Origin of the sequence: Thalassobaculum fulvum, assembly GCF_014652915.1 — a bacterium.
Lineage (GTDB): Bacteria > Pseudomonadota > Alphaproteobacteria > Thalassobaculales > Thalassobaculaceae > Thalassobaculum_A > Thalassobaculum_A fulvum.
The window spans coordinates 158,510-174,937 of sequence record NZ_BMZS01000009.1 but is presented as its reverse complement, the minus strand read 5'-3'; the positions used below and the strand labels follow the sequence as shown (position 1 = coordinate 174,937).

Genomic DNA, 16,428 nt, shown 5'->3' with positions numbered 1-16,428 from the left:
GCCCCTGCGCGTGACAATGTGCCGGCACGAGTTTCCCGTGAGGCATGGGCCGTGGTCCTCACCCTGTTTCCGCCGCCGCGCACCGACCCGCGCATCGTCCTGCCGCGCATCTACCTGCGGCCGCCGCAGCGCGGCGACTGGCAGGAGTGGGCGGAGCTGCGCGCCCTGTCGCGCGACTTCCTGGTGCCCTGGGAGCCGAGCTGGCCGGACGACGCGCTGACCCGCGCCGCCTTTCGCCGCCGGCTGGCCCGCTACACCGAGGACTGGAGCCGCGACCAGGGCTACTCGTTCTTCCTGGTCCGGCGCGACGACGACGCCCTGCTGGGCGGCATCACGCTGGCCAACGTGCGGCGCGGGGTCGCCCAGTCCTGCACCTTCGGCTACTGGGTCGGCAAGCCGTTCGCCCGGCTCGGCTACATGACCGAGGCGGTGCACGGGGCCTGCGCCTTCGCGTTCGAGCACCTGCGCCTGCACCGGGTCGAGGCCGCCACCCTGCCGCACAACGTCGCCAGCCAGGGCGTGCTGCGCAAGGCCGGGTTCCGCGAGGAGGGGCTGGCGCGCCGCTACCTCAAGATCAACGGCCGCTGGCAGGACCACCGGCTGTTCGCGCTGCTGCGCGAGGAGTACGACCCGGACATGCGGCCAGTGTAGCGGCCGGCCGGTGCAGCTGGGTCCCGGGTCGCGCTGCGCTTGCCCGGGATGAGGACCATCGTGTGTTACCCGTCTGCCTCATCCCGGGGCCGCGCAGCGGAACCCGGGACCCAGCGGGACTCCGAAGCAGGCCCCAAGAAGCAGGCCCCAAGAAGCAGGCCCGAAGGCTTCGCCTCCGGGCACGGCTCCCTTCCCGTCATGTCGCGTTGTCCCGGCCCCGGCCGGCGGTCTAGCCTTGCCGGCAAAACCGCCGGGAGGAGGACACCATGGCCGAGCGCGAGGAATACGAGGTCTTCGCCGTCAAGTACGCCCACAACGCGACGCGCATGGCGTCGCAGAACCTGATCTTCAACGACCTGCACGACTCGCCGATGCCGCTCGACTACTTCGTCTGGGTGGTGCGCAACGCCAAGCGGACCTTCGTGGTCGACACCGGCTTCGGGCCGCGCGAATCGGCCGAGCGCGGCACCCCGCTGATCCGCAGCCCGGCCGAGGGGCTGAAGCTGCTGGGCATCGACGCCGCCGAGGTCGAGGACGTCATCATCACCCACCTGCACTACGACCACGCCGGCGGCCAGGAGCACTTCCCGAAGGCGACGTTCCACCTGCAGGACGGCGAGATGAGCTACGCCACCGGCCGCTGCATGTGCTTCGAGGCGATCCGCCGGCCGTTCGACGTCGAGCACGTCACCGACATGGTCCGCAAGGTCTATGGCGGCCGCGTCGCGTTCCACGACGGCGATGCCGAGCTGGCCCCCGGCCTCAGCATCCACAGGATCGGCGGGCACTCGGCCGGGCTGATGTGCGTGCGGGTGTGGACCCGGCGCGGCTGGGTGGTGTTGGCCTCGGACTGCGCGCACTTCTACCGCAACATCAGCGAACGCAACCCGTTCATCATCTGCTTCAACCTCGGGGAGATGATGAACGGCTTCAACACGCTCGAGATGCTGGCGGATTCCGGCGACCACATCGTCCCCGGCCACGACCCGCTGGTCATGCGGTACTACCCGGCGCCGTCCCCGGAGCTGGAAGGTGCGGTGGTGCGGTTGGACGTGGCGCCGAAGAAGGGGTAGCGGCGCCCGTCGGTCTGTGGGTCCCGGATCAGGTCCGGGATGAGGGAATGTAGAGCCCCTCTTCAGTCCTCATCCCGGCCAAGCGCAGCGCGAGCCGGGACCCAGCCGCCCTCACTCCACGTACCGCAGCCACGGCCAGCGCGCGCGGTAGCTCTCGGCCTTGGCGCGGACGCGCTCGGGCGGGCTCGGGCACAGCGGGTTCGGGCGCAGGACGCCGGCGTACAGCTCGTCCAGGCCGTGCGGGGCGCAGAGTTCGATCCGGTCACCGCGCGAGGCCAGCCCGACGCAGGTGCAGGCGATCTGGAACCGGGCGATCGCGTCGGCGGCGCACGAGACCGGGCCGTAGTCGACGCCGAACTTGTCGCGGTACCACAGCGGCACCCGCTTCTGGTTCTTCAGCTCGACCTCGACGCCGAGATCGCCGAACAGCGTGGCGGCCCGGCGGATCACCGCGTCCTCGGCCTCCCAGCTGGTATCCTCGTCCCAGTAGAAGACGTCGTAGTCCTTGACGTTCTCGCCGGGCGGCCGGCCGGCCAGCCGGTTCCACGCCGGGCCGTAGACGCATCCCGCCACCAGCCAGGGCTGGGCGAGACCCAGGGTCGGCAGCCGCTGCAGGATCGCGCCGTTGACCGGGTTGGCGAGCGCGTCGGCGATCAGGGTGTCGGGCGTCGCGGTCTCGGAAGCCTTCACGCCGCCCCCCGCACGAACACGCCGCCGCGCGGACCGGTGTTCAGGCGGTCGGCGAACTCCGGTGCCAGCGGCCGGCCGTCGCGCAGGTTCAGCCACAGCCGCCACAGGTCGCGCTTGCGCTCCGGCTCGGGCCAGTCCTCGAAGGCGGCGCGGGCGTGCAGGACCGAGTGGTTGGACAGCAGCTGGATGTCGCCCTTCTCGAAGGTCATGTCGAAGCGGAACGGCGGCTCCAGCGCCAGCCGGCCGACCTCGCGCACCGCCTCCAGCGCCGGTCCGTCCAGCGGCATGCCGCGCTTGGCCATGCCGTCGATGATGGTCTTGGCGTTGAACCGGCAGGACAGCCGGCCTTCGAACCAGGAGAAAACCGGCACCCGGTGGAACGTGGTCTCGTCCGGGTCGTCGGTGACGCCCTCGCCGCGCAGGTCGAAATGGAAGCCCTCGAGCAGCGGCGGGATCAGCTCCGGCCGCTCGGCCGCCAGGTGGTTGTAGATCGCGATGCCGCTGGCGATCAGGCTCTCGCCGCCCTGCTTGGCCGGGTGCCGGCACAGCAGGCCGACCACGTCGGCGGCGTCGCAATGCGCCTTCATCTCCGCCCGTGTGGTGTAGCCGCGGACGTTCTTGGCGTGGTAGTCGCGGCCGGTGTCGCGGACGTGGCCGATCAGGTCGCCGGCGGCGTTCTGCGGCACCGGCTCGCCGAGATGCACCGCGATCCCCCAGTACAGCGCGGCCAGCGCGTCGTCGTCGTAGCGCGCCGGGTCCAGCCCCTTCACCAGCACGCAGCCGCGCCCCTGGTCGATCTCGTGCGCCCAGCCGGCGATCCGGTCGGCCAGGTCGGTCAGCGGGAACTGGTCGCGGCCGAAGCCGCCGGGCTTCAATCCCAGCCCGACGACCGCCTCGACGGCGCGGTCGAGCTCGCGGATCTCGTCGGCGTCGAGGTTGTGGATCCAGCTCCGGTCGGCGGCGAGGTCGGCGGCCAGCCAGGCCGAGGGATCGTCGACCGAAACCGGCGGTTGCTGGGGGCGGGTGGCCGCGTTCGTGGCGGGCATCGGTTCGTTTCCTCTGGATGTCTCGTTCCGCATCGCTCTGACAGGGTATTATGGCCGCGACGATGAGGAGAGGGAGGACATCGTGATGCGGCAACGGACAGGGCGAAGACCCGGCACGGGCCGGCAGCCGACGGCCGCCGCGACTCGGACCTCCTGATGCCGAGCCGGATCGGCCTGCCCGACATCGTCCTGTGGGGCGTCACCCTGGCGATCGGCGGAGCCGGCGGCTTCGCCCTCGACCTGCTGCACGTGCCGCTGGCCTGGCTGCTGGGATCGCTGGCCGCGGTCGCCGGGGCCGGGCTGATCGGCGGCTACCGGCTGGCGGTGCCGCCGGGCGGGCGGCAGGTCGGCCAGCTCCTGCTCGGCACCGCCATCGGCCTGACCTTCACCCCCACGGTCGCCGAGATCGTCGCCGGCTACGCGCCGGTGATGGTGGTCGCGGCCCTGCTGTCGATCCTGTACGGCGTGGTCGCCGCCTGGTCGCTGCGCCGCACCGCCCGGGTCGACGACGCCACCGCGTTCTTCTCCAGCGTGCCGGGCGGGGTCGCCGAGATGTCGATCCTGGCCGAGCGCCACGGCGGCCACACCGCCCCGGTGTCGCTCGCCCAGTCGCTGCGCATCCTGTGCGTGGTCACCACCATCCCGCCGATCATCACCGCCCTCGGCCTGACCGGCATCGACCCGTTCGAGCCCAGCACCCTGGCGTTCGACGCGATGGGCTTCCCGGCGCTGATCACGCTCGCGGTCGCCGGTGGCGGCCTGCTGGCCTGGCGGCGGGTGCCGAACGCCTGGCTGCTCGGACCGATGGCGGTGGCGGTGCTGGTCACCGCGACCGAGAGCGACCTGTCGGCGATGCCGGGGCCGCTGCTCAGCCTGTCGCAGGTGCTGATCGGCGCCACGCTCGGCCTGCGCTACCGTCGCGACCGGCTGCTGGCGCTGCGCCGGTTCCTGCCACCGGCGGTGCTGTCGACCATCGTGCTGGTCGGGCTGAACGTGGCGACCGGTGCCGCCATCGGCATCCTGGTCGGCCTGCCGGTACCGACCATGGCGCTCGCGGTCTCGCCCGGCGGCATGGCCGAGATGAGCATCACCGCCAAGGTGCTGCACCTCGGCGTGCCGGTGGTCTCGGCGTTCCACGTGGTGCGGATCTTCCTGGTGATCGGGTTTTCGGAGATCGTGTTCCGCAAGCTGTTCCGGCGGCCGGCGACGAACGAGTAGCAGGACGTCACACCGCCGTCCGACAGCGCTCGATCGCGGTCCGCACGACCTCGTCCGGGTCGCGCCGCCACCAGTCGCGGGCCGAGAAGATCTCGACCTCCGGCAGGCCGTCGAAGCCGGCCGCCTCGACCATCGCGCGGATCCCGGGGATGTCGATCACCCCGTCGCCCATCATGCCGCGGTCGAGCCTGAGGTCGACGGTCTCGGCCAGCCAGTCGGAGACGTGGAAGGCGCAGATCCGGCCCTTGGCCCGGTCGATCTCGCGCGCCAGGTTCGGGTCCCACCACACCGCGTAGACGTCGACCACGACGCCCAGGCCGCCCCCCAGGCCAGTCGTGTCGCCATCGGCCGACAGCGCCTCGTACCAGTCGTTGGCCATCTCCAGGGTCGGCAGTACCGAGCGGGCGGCGCAGATCATCGGGTGCAGCGGCTCCAGGCCGAGGGTGACCCCGGCCGCCCGCGCCGCCGGCAGGATCTCGGCCAGGCCGTCGAGCGCCCGGGCCCGGGCACCGGCGAGGTCGCGCTCGCCCGCCGGCAGCCCGCCGGCGATGGTCACCACGCAGCGCGCGCCGAGCTCGGCCGCCTCCTCGATGACCCGGAGGTTGTCGTCGATCCGGGCGCGCCGGGCCGCCGGGTCGGCGTCGGTCAGCAGCCCGCCGACCAGGTGGCCGGTGACGGTCAGCCCGGCGTCGCGGATCCGCCGCGCCGCCTGGGTCGTGCCGATCTCGCGCACCGCCTCGCTCCAGGTGCCGATGCCGGCGACGCCGCGGCCGGCATAGCCGTCGATCGCCTGCGCCAGCGACCAGCGCTCGCGGGTGGTCACGATGTTGATCGAGATCGGACGGTCTGCGGGCACGGCGGGGCTCCGAGGTTGGCGAGGTGTGCCCTGCCTGATCCGATGGAGCGGCGGGTGGGTCCCGGATCCGTTCCGCCTTTGGCGGCCCGGTCCGGGATGACGGCAAAGGAATAAATGGGCCGTCGCCCCCTCCTTGCCGTCATCCCGGACCGACGCGCCACCCCTGGCGCGGCGGAGCCGGGACCCATCCGCCGCTCCATCGGATCAGGCAGGTCCCCGGCGATCATTGAACGGGGCCGCTCCGCATGCAAACAATTGCCATGACAACGACCGACCGGACCCGCGTCCCATGGCCAAGCCCCGCCTCGCCGTCGTCGGTATCGGCCTGATCGGCATCCGCCACGCCGAGCTGGTGGCGGCGTCGGAGGATGCCGAGCTCGCCGCCATCGCCGACCCGTCGGATGCCGGCCCGCGCGAGGCCGAGCGTCTCGGCACCCGCCACTACGCCGACTACCGCGAGATGCTCGACGCCGAGCGGCTGGACGGCGTCTACGTCGCGGCCCCCAACCAGCTCCACCTGGAGATCGGCCTCGCCTGCATCGAGCGCGGCATCCCGGCGGTGATCGAGAAGCCGCTGTGCGACACCCTGGAGGCCGGCGCCGATCTGGTGCTGGCGTCCGAGGCCAAGGGCGTGCCGCTGCTGGTCGGCCACCACCGCCGCTACAACCCGCGGGTCGAGGCCACCCGCGCGCTGCTGCAGCGCGGCGAGCTCGGCCGCCTGGTCGCGGTCAACGCCGTGTGGGCGGTGCGCAAGCCCGACGACTACTTCGTCGCCTGGCGGCGGACCGCCGGCGGCGGGCCGATCCTGATCAACATGATCCACGACGTCGACTGCCTCAGGCACTTCTGCGGCGAGATCGCCGAGGTCCAGGCCTACGGCTCCTCCGCGGTGCGCGGCTTCGAGGTCGAGGACACCGCCGTGGTGGCGATCCGGTTCGCCGGCGGCGCGCTCGGCACCGTCACCCTGACCGACGCCGCGCCCTCGCCCTGGGGCTGGGAGGCCGGCTCCGGCGACAACCCGAACATCGCCGCCTCGGACGAGAACTGCTACCGCTTCCTCGGCACCGACGCCGCCCTCGACTTCCCGAACCTGACGGTGTGGCGCGGCGCCGGTCCGGAGCCGGCGTCCTGGGCCGAGAAGGTGTTCCCGACCAGGCTCGACTGGGCCGGGCACGAGGCGCTGCCGCGCCAGCTCGCGCACTTCCTGGAGGTGATCGCCGGCACCGCCGCGCCGCGCATCGACGGCCGCGACGGCCTCGCCACCCTGGCCGCCACCCTGGCGATCAAGGACGCGATCCACACCGGCCGACCGGCCAGACCGGTAGCGCCGCCGCCCGCTCCATGAGTACCGGGGATCGCGAAGTCGACCTGGTCGTCCTGGGGGCCGGCGCCGGCGGCATGACCGCGGCGCTGACCGCCGCGACCCTCGGCCTGGAGGTCGTGCTGCTGGAGAAGGCGGCCGTGGCCGGCGGCACCACCGCGATCTCGGCCGGCTCGGTGTGGGTCCCGAACAGCCGGCACGGCCAGCCGGACGACAGCGTCGAGCGGGCCCGCACCTACCTGCAGGCGACCGTCGGCGACCGGCTGCGGCCCGAGCTGTGCGAGGCGTTCCTGGCGCGCGGCCCGGAGATGGTGGCGTACCTGGAGGACAAGTCCGAGGTCCGGTTCCGGGCCTACGCCCATCACCCCGACTACCTGGCGACCGCGGCGGGCGCGACCCTCAGGGGCCGGGTGCTGGAGGCGGTACCGTTCGACGGCCGTCGGCTGGGACGGGACCTCGCCCTGCTGCGCCGGCCGCTGCCGGAGTTCACCCTGTTCGGCGGCATGATGGTCGACCGCATCGACATCGGCCACCTGCTGAACGCCAACCGGTCGTTCAGGTCGTTTCGCCACGCCCTCGGCCTGCTCGGGCGCTACGGGCTCGACCGGCTGCGCTGGCCGCGCGGCACCCGGCTGGTGATGGGCAACGCGCTGGCCGGACGACTGCTGTTCTCGGTGCTGCAAAGCGGCGTCGAGCTGTGCACCGGCACGGCGGTGTCCGGGCTGATCGAGACCGGCGGCCGGATCGACGGCGTCGTCCTGCCGGGCGGCCGGCGCCTGCTGGCCCGGCGCGGCGTGGTGCTGGCGACCGGCGGGTTCTCGCGGCACCCGGAGCTGCGCCGCCGGCTGCTGCCGGAGCCGGTGGCCGAGCACACCCCGCTGGTCGAGAGCGTGACCGGCGACGGCGTCGACCTCGGCCTGGGCGCCGGCGGCCGGCTCGGCGAGGGCCATGCCTCGGCCAGCTTCTGGGCGCCGATGTCGATCCGGCGGCGCCCCGACGGCAGCACCGCGGTGTTCCCGCACTTCGTGCTCGACCGCGGCAAGCCGGGGCTGATCGCGGTCGACCGGACCGGCCGTCGGTTCCTGAACGAGGCCACGACCTACCACCTGTTCGGCCAGGCGATGCACGCCGCCAACCGCGAGCGGCCCTGCATCCCCTGCTTCTTCGTGTGCGACCACCCGTTCGTTCTGAAATACGGGCTCGGCATGGTGCGGCCGCGCGGGCTGAACCTGGCCGGCGCGGTGGCCGACGGCTACCTGACGCGGGCCGACAGCGTCGCCGACCTGGCCCGCGCGCTCGGCATCGACCCGGCGGCCCTGGAAGACACGGTCGCCCGCAACAACCGCTACGCCGCCGACGGCGTCGACCCGGAGTTCGGCAAGGGCGGCGACGCCTACCAGCGCAACCTCGGCGACCCGGCGCACGGGCCCAACCCGTGCCTCGGCCCGATCGCCGCGCCGCCGTACTACGCGATCCGGGTCCGGCCCGGGGACATCGGCGCCAGCGTCGGACTGGTGACCGACGCCGACGCCCGGGTGCTGGACGCGGCTGGCCGGCCGGTGCCCGGCCTGTACGCCTGCGGCAACGACATGGATTCGATGATGGCCGGGATCTACCCCGGCCCCGGCATCACCATCGGCCCGGCCATGACCTTCGGCTGGGTCGCCGCCCGCCACGCCGCGCGCAGCAACGCCGGCGCCTGAGCCCTATCCACAAGCCTCCCACCCCACAGGAAACGCCATGACCAAGCCCGTCTACGTCCTGAACGGCCCGAACCTGAACCTGCTCGGCATCCGCGAGCCGCACATCTACGGCAGCACCACGCTCGCCGACATCGAGGCGATGTGCCGGGCCAAGGCCGAGGCGCTGGGGATGCCGATCGAGTTCCGCCAGACCAACAGCGAAGGCACCCTGGTCGACTGGATCCACGAGGCGATCAAGGGCGGCGCCGGCATCGTCATCAACCCGGCCGGCTACAGCTTCAACTCGGTGCCGATCCTGGACGCGCTCAAGGTGTTCCGCTGGCCGATCATCGAGCTGCACATCTCGAACATCCACAAGCGCGAGGCGATCTACCACACCTCCTACGTGTCCTACGCGGCGACCGCGGTGATCGCCGGCCTCGGCGCCCACGGCTACCCGGTGGCGCTGGAGTGCATCGCCGAGATGCTGAAGCAGGGCGAGCCGGGGCGCTGAGTCCAGTCGCGGCCGCTCTAGTCGGGCCTCATTCGGATTGCGGCGTGGGTCCCGGATCGCCGCGGCGTTGCCGCTGCGTCCGGGATGAGGGCTGAGAGGGGATACACCTGACGACCTCATCCCGGCCGAAGCGGTGCGGAGAGCCGGGACCCACGTCGGATCGAGAAACCAGACGCAAGGTCGCACCATGCAGCCCGGAACGAACCGAGGACTCCCCCACTTCCGTCATTCCGGAGACGTGTAGCGGGCTCCGGAATCCACCGGCGGCCGATGCGGCGGGCGTCAGGCCAGCCTTGCCTTGACCTTGTCGTAGCTCTCGAGGGCGTCGGTCGGGCCGATCGCGGCCAGGGTCGGCGACGCCTCCAGCAGGCGCTTCACCACCCGCCGGATCGCTTCCTCGTCGACCGCCTCGACCTTGGCGACGATCTCCGGGATCGACGGCGGCTTGCCGTAGACCAGCATGTGGTTGGCCAGCTGCTCGCAGCGGGTGCCGGTGCTCTCCCGGCTCATCAGCAGCGAGGCCTTGAGCTGGGTGCGGGCGCGCGCCAGCTCGCCGTCCTCCAGCCGGTCGGCGACCGCGTGCAGCTGCTCGACGATCACCGGCATGACCTCGTCGATCTCGTCCGGCCCGGTGCCGGCATAGACCCCGAGCATGCCGTCGTCGTGATAGGACGAGGCGAACGAGTACACCGAATAGGCCAGCCCGCGCTTCTCGCGGACCTCCTGGAACAGCCGCGAGGACATGCCGCCGCCGTACAGGGTCGAGAACACCTGCATGGCGTGGAAGTCCGGGTCGGAGAACGACACCCCCTTGAAGCCGAGGATCACGTGCAGCTGCTCGAGATCGCGCTCGATGCGGGCCTCGCCGCCGACATACGCGGCCGGATCGGTGGTCGCGACCGCCCGGCCCGGCAGGTGGTCGAAGCGCTCGGCGGCCAGCGCCACCAGCGCGTCGTGGTCGACCTTGCCGGCGGCCGACAGGATCGAGACGCCGGGGCCGTAATTGGTGTCGAGGTAGCCGACCAGGGCGTCGCGCCCCAGGCCCTGCACGATCTCGCTGCGCCCCAGCACCGGGCGGCCCAGCCCCTGGTTCGGGTAGGCGGCCTCCTGGAAGTGGTCGAAGATGATGTCGTCCGGGGTGTCGGCGACCTGGCCGATCTCCTGCACGATCACCGAGCGCTCGCGCGCCAGCTCGGCCGGGTCGAACACCGAGTCCTGCAGGATGTCGGCGATCAGGTCGACCGCCACCGGCAGGTCGTCGGCCAGCACCTTGGCGTAGTAGGCGGTCTGCTCGCGCGAGGTGTAGGCGTTCATGTGACCGCCGACGTCCTCGATCTCGCGGGCGATCGCCGCCGCGTCGCGCCGCCGGGTGCCCTTGAACACCATGTGCTCGATCAGGTGGGCGAGGCCGTTCTCGGCCGGGTTCTCGTGGCGGGTGCCGACCCCGACCCACAGGCCGACCGACGCCGACTCGACCGACGGCATAGCGTCGGTCACGACGGTCAGGCCGCTGTCCAGGCGGGTGACGCGGATTCCCATCTCGGGAACGGCGACGCTCACGCGGCGGCTCCGCGGGCCACCGCGTGGTCCTTGACGTAGGCCTGCAGGGCGGCGAGGTCGTTCGGGATCACCGGCATGCGCTCGGGCCGGTCCATCAGGTCGGCCATGCGCTCCGGCAGGGCGGCCGGCGCGCCGACGGCGCGCTCGATCGCCGCCGCGAACTTGGCCGGATGGGCGGTCGCCAGCGTCACCACCGGCACCGCCGGATCGCGCAGCGCGCGGGTCCGCTCGACCACGCCGATGCCGGTCGCGGTGTGCGGGTCCAGCAGCTCACCGGTCTCGTCGCGGACCCGGCGGATGGTGGCGACCGCCTCGTCGTCGTCGATGCGGCCGGCCTGGAACAGCGCGGTCGCCCGGCCGAGCTGGTTGTCGCCGACCGCGAACCGTCCGTCCTTGCGGAACGCCGTCAGGGTCGCCTCGACCTCGGCGCCGTTGCGGTCGAACAGGTCGAACAGCAGCCGCTCGAAATTGCTCGACACCTGGATGTCCATCGACGGGCTGAGGGTCGGCACCACGCCGCGCATCTCCATGGTGCCGCTGGCGAAGAACCGGGCCAGGATGTCGTTGGCGTTGCTGGCGACCACCAGCCGCTCGACCGGCAGCCCCATCTGCAGGGCGGCGTAGCCGGCGTAGACGTTGCCGAAATTGCCGGTCGGCACGGCGAACGACACCGCCCGCTCGGGCGCGCCCAGGTTGACCGCCGCCCAGAAGTAGTAGGCGATCTGCGGCATGATCCGCGCCCAGTTGATCGAGTTGACCGCCGACAGCCCGTAGGCGTCGCGGAAGCCGGCGTCGTTGAACGCCGCCTTCACCAGGTCCTGGCAGTCGTCGAAGGTGCCCTCGACCGCGATGGCGTGCACGTTCGGCGCGTCGACCGTGGTCATCTGGCGCTGCTGCATCGGCGACACCCGGCCCTTCGGGAACAGGATGAAGCAGTCGATGTTGTCGCGGTCGCGGCAGGCCTCGATGGCGGCGGCGCCGGTGTCGCCGGAGGTGGCGCCGACGATCGTCACCCGCTCGCCGCGGGCGCTGAGCACGTGGTCGAACAGCCGCCCCAGCACCTGCATGGCGTAGTCCTTGAACGCCAGGGTCGGCCCGTGGAACAGCTCCATCAGCCACAGGTTCGGCGCCATCTGCTTCAGCGGCGCCACGCAGCTGTGGCCGAAGCCGCCATAGGCCTCCTCGACCATCCCCCGCAGCGCGTCGGCCGGCACGGTCGTGCCGACGAAGGGCTGCATCACCCGCAGCGCCACCTCGGCGTAGGACAGCCCCTTCATGGCCCGGATGTCGTCGCGCGAGAACAGCGGCCAGACCGCCGGCACGTACAGCCCGCCGTCGCGCGCCAGGCCCGACAGCAGAACCTCGTCGAAGGGAAGTGCGGGAGCGCGGCCGCGGGTGCTGATGTACTGCACTGAGATGTGTATCCCCGGATAATGACGCGGTAACCTATCGGTGGCGTCATCCGGGTGCAACCGTGGTGCAATCTGGGACGCCGCGCCGGTTTGGCGCAGCCGGGAAACGGGCAGCCGGGGTCGACTTCATGGCATTGCGGACGGTGGCGATCTTCGCACCAGGCGATATGGGTTCCTCGATCGGCCGGGTGCTGGTCGACGCGGGTCTGCGGGTGACCACCAACCTGGCCGACCGGTCGCCCCGCACCCAGCGGCTGGCCTCGCTGGCCGGCATCGTCGACGCGCGCGACGACGTCGAAGCGATCGAGAACGCCGACATCGTGCTGTCGGTGCTGCCCCCCGACCAGGCGGTCGACATGGCGACCCGGCTGGCCTCGGCGCTCGCCGCGGTCGCCGACAAGCCGCTGTACATCGACCTCAACGCCACCGCGCCGGCGACCGCCGTCGAGGCCGGCGAGATCGTCGACTCCGTCGGCGGCCCGTTCCTGGACGGCGGCATCGTCGGCCCGCCGCCGCGGCCGGGCCACAGCCTGGGGCCCCGGATCTACATTTCCGGCGCCGCCGACGCGGTGCAGTTCGCGCTCGGCCTGCGGCGCTACGGCCTGGACGTGCGCTCGGTGCCGGGCGGGGTCGGCGCCGCCTCGGCCCTGAAGATGTGCTATGCCGCGGTCACCAAGGGGCTGACCGCGCTCGCCACGGTGTCGCTGTCGGCCGCCAAGGCCTATGGCGTCGACCGCGAGCTGCGGGCCGAGATGGCGGCCAGCCAGCGGATGCTGAGCGACCGGTTCGCGCGCTCCCTGCCCGACATGGCGCCGAAGGCCTATCGCTGGGTCGGCGAGATGGAGGAGATCGCCCGCACCGTCGCCGACGTCGGGCTCGACCCCAAGCTGTTCCTGGGCGCCGCCGACATCTACCGGCTGGTGACCGCCACCGCGCTCGGCCAGGAGCTCCCGGAGGACCGCACGATCGGCCTGACTGCCGAGGAGGTCGCCGAGATCGTCGCCGGCGCCCTGGAATCGGGGATGCCGGCCGAAGGCGCCGAGGAGTAGGCGGAGGGAGGGTCCAGCGCCATGGCGGGAAGCGGGTCACTGGCTGCCGGAACGCTCGCCGCCGCGCTGATGCTCGGAACGGTCGGTCCGGCGCTGGCGACCGAGCCGCCCGCCGCCCCGCCCACCGCGGTTCCCGCCACGCCCACCGCCGAGCCGGACCCGCTCTCGACCTGGGAGCGGGCGGCCTACAAGACCCTGACCTTCCAGACCGCCGCCAACCTGGCCGACATGGCGCTGTTCGGGGCGATCTTCGAGGCCGGCGCCGGCACCAGCGCGATCTTCCTGGTGGCGAACACCGCGACCGCGGCGATGCTGTACTACCCCTACGAGCTGGCCTGGGACCGCTTCGGTCCGCCGCCGTCGGAGACCACGGCCGACACCCTGGCGACCAAGGCGGTCGGCTATCAGGTGCTGACCGGGGCGCGGAACCTGGCGCTGTCGTACGCCTTCACCGGATCGCTGCTGCCGTCGGCCGGGTTCGCCGCCGCCGCGTTCGCGATCGACACCGCGATCTACGCCACCAACGACGTGGCCTGGGACATCTTCCGGCCGCGCCCGGAACGATAGCGGGGCCGGCGCCGCCGCACCCCCTCAGCAGGGAGAATCCCGACGATGACCGGAAACGTCCACTGGATGCTGGAGGTCGCCGTCAAGGACGGCCAGCTCGACGCGTTCCGCGCGCTGATGGAGGAGATGGTCGCGGCGACCCGGGACAACGAGCCCGACGCCCTGAACTACGAGTGGGCGATCTCCGGCGACGGTGCGACCTGCCACATCTACGAGCGCTACCGGGACTCCGCCGCGGTCATGACCCACATCGCCTGGTTCGGGGCGAACGCCGCCAAGCGGTTCCTGGCGATCGCCGAGCCGAAGCGCCTGACGGTCTACGGCAGCCCGGACGAGGCCGCCACCAAGGCCCTGGACCGGATGGGGGCGGTGTACATGAAGCCGCTCGGCGGCTTCGCCCGGTAGCTGCCCCCTCAGCCATTTCGGGTATCGCCTCAGAGTGGAAGCGTACGGAGTGCGGAACCGCGGTTCTGAGGCAGTTCGTTCAGAGCCGGACGGCCCACCAGTCGAAGGAGGCTCATGATATCGGGCCATCGCCACAGCAATATCGACGCCTGTTGATTCACGCGCAGGCGAAGAATGCCAGGCGCCAGAACGATGCCGAAAAGCCCGGCCGAACGGAAAGCCGCCCGCTCTGCTGCGTTCTTCGATATCCGGCCATCGCCCGTTATCACGATCCATTCATTCGGATCGTCACGAAGCATTTGAAACCACTCAATATCCTTTGCGTGCCGACCACACGGCAGATCTCGAATGTGTGCAGCGGCATGGCCGTCATGACGGATCAAGCCGTCCAGCGACGACGCCAACACAGGTGAAGTGCAATTGTCGAAGAAGACCTTCACGCCGCCTTTCGCATTTCACCGAGGCTGGAAAACTCCAGAGCATGTCGAACTGCCGAAGATGGAACATCCCATGCTGCCGCCGCAGCCTCGACGGATCCCTCGGCACTGACCGCCGCAACGAGCGACGCAACCGGCACTGACGTCGTACTCTCGATCGGTTGACCAAAGGCTCGCTCGGGATCAACGACGACGTGCCCGCGACGGCCGAGTGGCCACCATCGTCTGGGAACTCCGTCCTCGCCGAAATCGACGTGCTTCAGGCTCGGCTCGACGATCTCTCGAAACGCATACTGCTTGCGGAACAGGTCGATCAGTCGATCCCTGTCGTCTTCGGCCATGCGGAGGAAGACCGTTCGTCCGTCCGTACGGAAGTGGACCGTCGAAAGCGGACGGTCGAGACCGATCATCTCGCGTGCCAAGTCTATGGCACGCCGCACCTTCTGAGGACTGAGCCCGGCATGGATGAACGCAGCCGCGACTCGTACCTCCATCAGATCCCGGAAACCGAGGTAGATCCTTTCATCGCCGAGATCGACCTCCGGCTTCCAGAGTGGCTCGTACTGCCGTCCATGCGCACGATGCCCCCGCAGCCAGCGTCCCACCTTTCCTGCCGGTACTCCGACTAGGCGCTCCGCCTCCGCCAACGTGTATAGTCCGACACCGATGAGAGCCGTGTCTGTCAACGAAGTGTTCCCCTGCGCGACGACCGTCGCGGACGGTAACACGGGCCGACGGCATCACGAACGCCCAACTGGAGGGCGTACGGAGCTCCGACCTCAGCCGTTCGCCGCCGCCCGGAACGTGTCGCCCGCCGGCACCGGGCCGACGTAGCGGGCCTTCGGGCGGATAAGCCGGCCGGTGGCGCGCTGCTCCAGCACGTGGGCGGTCCAGCCGACCACGCGGCCGACCCCGAACATCGGGGTGAACAACGCCCGGTCGATGCCGACCGCCTCCAGCAGCAGGGCGGTGTAGAACTCGACGTTGGTGTCGAGCCGGCGCCCCGGATACCGCACCGCCAGGGCGTCGCGGGCCGCCCGCTCGACCGCCTCGGCCAGCGCGGTGCGGGCCGGGTCGCGCGGCCCGAGCGCGGCGAGCGCCGCCTTCAGAACGTCGGCGCGCGGGTCGCGGGTGCGGTAGATCCGGTGCCCGAACCCCATCAGCCGCTCGCCGCGGTCGAGCGCCGCCGCGATCCAGGCCGCGGCGTTGGCCGGCGTGCCGACCGCGTCCAGCATGTCGAGCACCGGCCCCGGCGCCCCGCCGTGCAGCGGGCCCTTCAGCGCGCCGACGGCGCCGGCGACCGCCGAGACCGGGTCCGAGGCGGTCGCCGCGATCACCCTGGCCGCGAAGGTCGAGGCGTTCATGCCGTGGTCGGCCACCGTCACCAGGTAGGTCTCGAGCGCCCGCACCCGGCCGGGATCGGCCGGCGTGCCGTCGAGCATGCGCAGCAGGTCGGCCGCCTGGCCGAGCGCCGGGTCCGGAGCGACCGGCGGCAGGCCGCGGTCGCGGCGGAAGGCCGCCGCCAGCAGCACCGGCATCGCAGCGGTCGCCAGCACGACGGCCGCGCGGTCGCCGTCGGCCGCCAGGCAGGCGATGCCGGCCCGCAGCGCGTCGATCGGCGCCAGGTCTTCGGTCGCCGCCAGGATCGCCGGCACCCGCGCGAACGCCCGGGCGCGGGCCGAGCCGAGCGCCCGGGCCACCTCACCAGCGTCGCCCAGTTCCGGGTCGCCCAGTTCCAGGTCGCCCAGTTCCGGATCGATCGCGCCCCACAGCAGCGCCGCCGTGGCCTCGAAGCCGTGGGCCGCGACCAGGTCCTCCAGGTCGAGACCGTGCACCACCAGGCGCCCGCCCTCGCCGTCGACCCGGCTCAGCACGGTCTCGGCCGCCACCACGTCGTCCATCGTCGTCATCGTCGGTCTCCTCGCTTGCTGTCCGGCGAGGGATATG

General features: G+C 71.7%; 17 protein-coding genes. 9 read left to right on the top strand and 8 right to left on the bottom strand.

The window, feature by feature from the left end; all coding sequences use genetic code 11:
* The first annotated feature begins 51 nt into the window (after positions 1-51).
* Both IE246_RS18970 and IE246_RS18965 read left to right on the top strand, forming a co-directional pair.
* Positions 52-651: a GNAT family N-acetyltransferase gene (locus IE246_RS18970; protein ID WP_189992568.1), complete on the top strand. Its 600-nt coding sequence runs from the start codon at positions 52-54 to the stop codon at positions 649-651.
* 266 nt (positions 652-917) lie between these two features.
* A complete protein-coding gene (locus IE246_RS18965) occupies positions 918-1,724 on the top strand; it encodes an N-acyl homoserine lactonase family protein (protein ID WP_189992566.1) in 807 nt (268 codons plus the stop codon).
* A gap of 111 nt (positions 1,725-1,835) precedes the next feature.
* On the opposite strand, the gene IE246_RS18960 is transcribed toward IE246_RS18965, so the two are convergent.
* Entirely contained in the window at positions 1,836-2,414 is a 579-nt protein-coding gene (locus IE246_RS18960) for a nucleotidyltransferase family protein (RefSeq protein WP_189992564.1), read from the bottom strand.
* On the bottom strand, positions 2,411-3,460 hold the full coding sequence (locus IE246_RS18955; protein WP_189992562.1) for a TauD/TfdA family dioxygenase: 1,050 nt from the start codon (positions 3,458-3,460) through the stop codon (positions 2,411-2,413). The genes IE246_RS18960 and IE246_RS18955 overlap by 4 nt, the downstream gene beginning before the upstream one ends.
* Positions 3,461-3,616: 156 nt before the next feature.
* Here IE246_RS18955 and IE246_RS18950 point away from each other — a divergent pair, with 156 nt between their 5' ends.
* Positions 3,617-4,678, top strand: coding sequence for an AbrB family transcriptional regulator (locus tag IE246_RS18950; protein ID WP_189992561.1), 1,062 nt, complete (start codon positions 3,617-3,619; stop codon positions 4,676-4,678).
* A gap of 7 nt (positions 4,679-4,685) precedes the next feature.
* Here the strand turns inward: IE246_RS18950 and IE246_RS18945 are convergent, their stop codons facing one another.
* Positions 4,686-5,534, bottom strand: a complete 849-nt coding sequence (locus IE246_RS18945; protein WP_189992559.1) for a sugar phosphate isomerase/epimerase family protein — start codon at positions 5,532-5,534, stop codon at positions 4,686-4,688.
* 289 nt (positions 5,535-5,823) lie between these two features.
* Between IE246_RS18945 and IE246_RS18940 the strand changes: the two genes are divergently transcribed.
* The 3 genes from IE246_RS18940 to IE246_RS18930 are packed head-to-tail and all read left to right on the top strand — an operon-like array spanning position 5,824 to position 9,051.
* Positions 5,824-6,879: a Gfo/Idh/MocA family protein gene (locus tag IE246_RS18940; RefSeq protein WP_189992558.1), complete on the top strand. Its 1,056-nt coding sequence runs from the start codon at positions 5,824-5,826 to the stop codon at positions 6,877-6,879.
* Positions 6,876-8,558 carry an FAD-dependent oxidoreductase gene (locus IE246_RS18935; protein WP_189992557.1) on the top strand — a complete coding sequence of 561 codons (1,683 nt, stop codon included), beginning with the start codon at positions 6,876-6,878 and terminating at the stop codon, positions 8,556-8,558. The genes IE246_RS18940 and IE246_RS18935 overlap by 4 nt, the downstream gene beginning before the upstream one ends.
* Before the next feature lie 37 nt (positions 8,559-8,595).
* A complete protein-coding gene (locus IE246_RS18930; protein ID WP_189992556.1) occupies positions 8,596-9,051 on the top strand; it encodes a type II 3-dehydroquinate dehydratase in 456 nt (151 codons plus the stop codon).
* Positions 9,052-9,333: 282 nt separating this feature from the next.
* Here the strand turns inward: IE246_RS18930 and IE246_RS18925 are convergent, their stop codons facing one another.
* Positions 9,334-10,590 carry a M16 family metallopeptidase gene (locus IE246_RS18925; protein WP_189992850.1) on the bottom strand — a complete coding sequence of 419 codons (1,257 nt, stop codon included), beginning with the start codon at positions 10,588-10,590 and terminating at the stop codon, positions 9,334-9,336.
* Between the two features lie 17 nt (positions 10,591-10,607).
* On the bottom strand, positions 10,608-12,023 hold the full coding sequence (gene thrC / locus IE246_RS18920; RefSeq protein ID WP_189992555.1) for a threonine synthase: 1,416 nt from the start codon (positions 12,021-12,023) through the stop codon (positions 10,608-10,610).
* Between the two features lie 128 nt (positions 12,024-12,151).
* Between thrC and IE246_RS18915 the strand changes: the two genes are divergently transcribed.
* The 3 genes from IE246_RS18915 to IE246_RS18905 are packed head-to-tail and all read left to right on the top strand — an operon-like array spanning position 12,152 to position 14,044.
* Positions 12,152-13,072 (top strand): NAD(P)-dependent oxidoreductase, encoded by a 921-nt coding sequence (locus tag IE246_RS18915; RefSeq protein ID WP_189992554.1) that lies wholly within the window; start codon positions 12,152-12,154, stop codon positions 13,070-13,072.
* Positions 13,073-13,093: 21 nt separating this feature from the next.
* Complete coding sequence (locus IE246_RS18910; protein WP_189992553.1) at positions 13,094-13,639, top strand: DUF2061 domain-containing protein; 546 nt, start codon at positions 13,094-13,096, stop codon at positions 13,637-13,639.
* Positions 13,640-13,684: 45 nt separating this feature from the next.
* Entirely contained in the window at positions 13,685-14,044 is a 360-nt protein-coding gene (locus IE246_RS18905; protein ID WP_189992551.1) for a putative quinol monooxygenase, read from the top strand.
* Positions 14,045-14,073: 29 nt separating this feature from the next.
* Here the strand turns inward: IE246_RS18905 and IE246_RS18900 are convergent, their stop codons facing one another.
* From IE246_RS18900 to IE246_RS18890, 3 genes are all read right to left on the bottom strand, one after another.
* Positions 14,074-14,484 carry a PIN-like domain-containing protein gene (locus tag IE246_RS18900; RefSeq protein ID WP_189992549.1) on the bottom strand — a complete coding sequence of 137 codons (411 nt, stop codon included), beginning with the start codon at positions 14,482-14,484 and terminating at the stop codon, positions 14,074-14,076.
* Complete coding sequence (locus tag IE246_RS18895) at positions 14,481-15,086, bottom strand: DUF433 domain-containing protein (protein WP_229837380.1); 606 nt, start codon at positions 15,084-15,086, stop codon at positions 14,481-14,483. The genes IE246_RS18900 and IE246_RS18895 overlap by 4 nt, the downstream gene beginning before the upstream one ends.
* Positions 15,087-15,260: 174 nt before the next feature.
* Positions 15,261-16,391 (bottom strand): citrate synthase, encoded by a 1,131-nt coding sequence (locus IE246_RS18890; protein ID WP_189992545.1) that lies wholly within the window; start codon positions 16,389-16,391, stop codon positions 15,261-15,263.
* Between the last annotated feature and the right edge of the window lie 37 nt (positions 16,392-16,428).

What these genes read in the sequence shown, in the direction of transcription:
- IE246_RS18965 (WP_189992566.1), top strand. Translation starts at nt 918, where the DNA reads ATGGCCGAGCGCGAGGAATACGAGGTCTTCGCCGTCAAGTACGCCCAC.
- IE246_RS18955 (WP_189992562.1), bottom strand. Translation starts at nt 3,460, where the DNA reads ATGCCCGCCACGAACGCGGCCACCCGCCCCCAGCAACCGCCGGTTTCG.
- IE246_RS18950 (WP_189992561.1), top strand. Translation starts at nt 3,617, where the DNA reads ATGCCGAGCCGGATCGGCCTGCCCGACATCGTCCTGTGGGGCGTCACC.
- IE246_RS18940 (WP_189992558.1), top strand. Translation starts at nt 5,824, where the DNA reads ATGGCCAAGCCCCGCCTCGCCGTCGTCGGTATCGGCCTGATCGGCATC.
- IE246_RS18935 (WP_189992557.1), top strand. Translation starts at nt 6,876, where the DNA reads ATGAGTACCGGGGATCGCGAAGTCGACCTGGTCGTCCTGGGGGCCGGC.
- IE246_RS18930 (WP_189992556.1), top strand. Translation starts at nt 8,596, where the DNA reads ATGACCAAGCCCGTCTACGTCCTGAACGGCCCGAACCTGAACCTGCTC.
- IE246_RS18925 (WP_189992850.1), bottom strand. Translation starts at nt 10,590, where the DNA reads ATGGGAATCCGCGTCACCCGCCTGGACAGCGGCCTGACCGTCGTGACC.
- IE246_RS18915 (WP_189992554.1), top strand. Translation starts at nt 12,152, where the DNA reads ATGGCATTGCGGACGGTGGCGATCTTCGCACCAGGCGATATGGGTTCC.
- IE246_RS18910 (WP_189992553.1), top strand. Translation starts at nt 13,094, where the DNA reads ATGGCGGGAAGCGGGTCACTGGCTGCCGGAACGCTCGCCGCCGCGCTG.
- IE246_RS18905 (WP_189992551.1), top strand. Translation starts at nt 13,685, where the DNA reads ATGACCGGAAACGTCCACTGGATGCTGGAGGTCGCCGTCAAGGACGGC.
- IE246_RS18890 (WP_189992545.1), bottom strand. Translation starts at nt 16,391, where the DNA reads ATGACGACGATGGACGACGTGGTGGCGGCCGAGACCGTGCTGAGCCGG.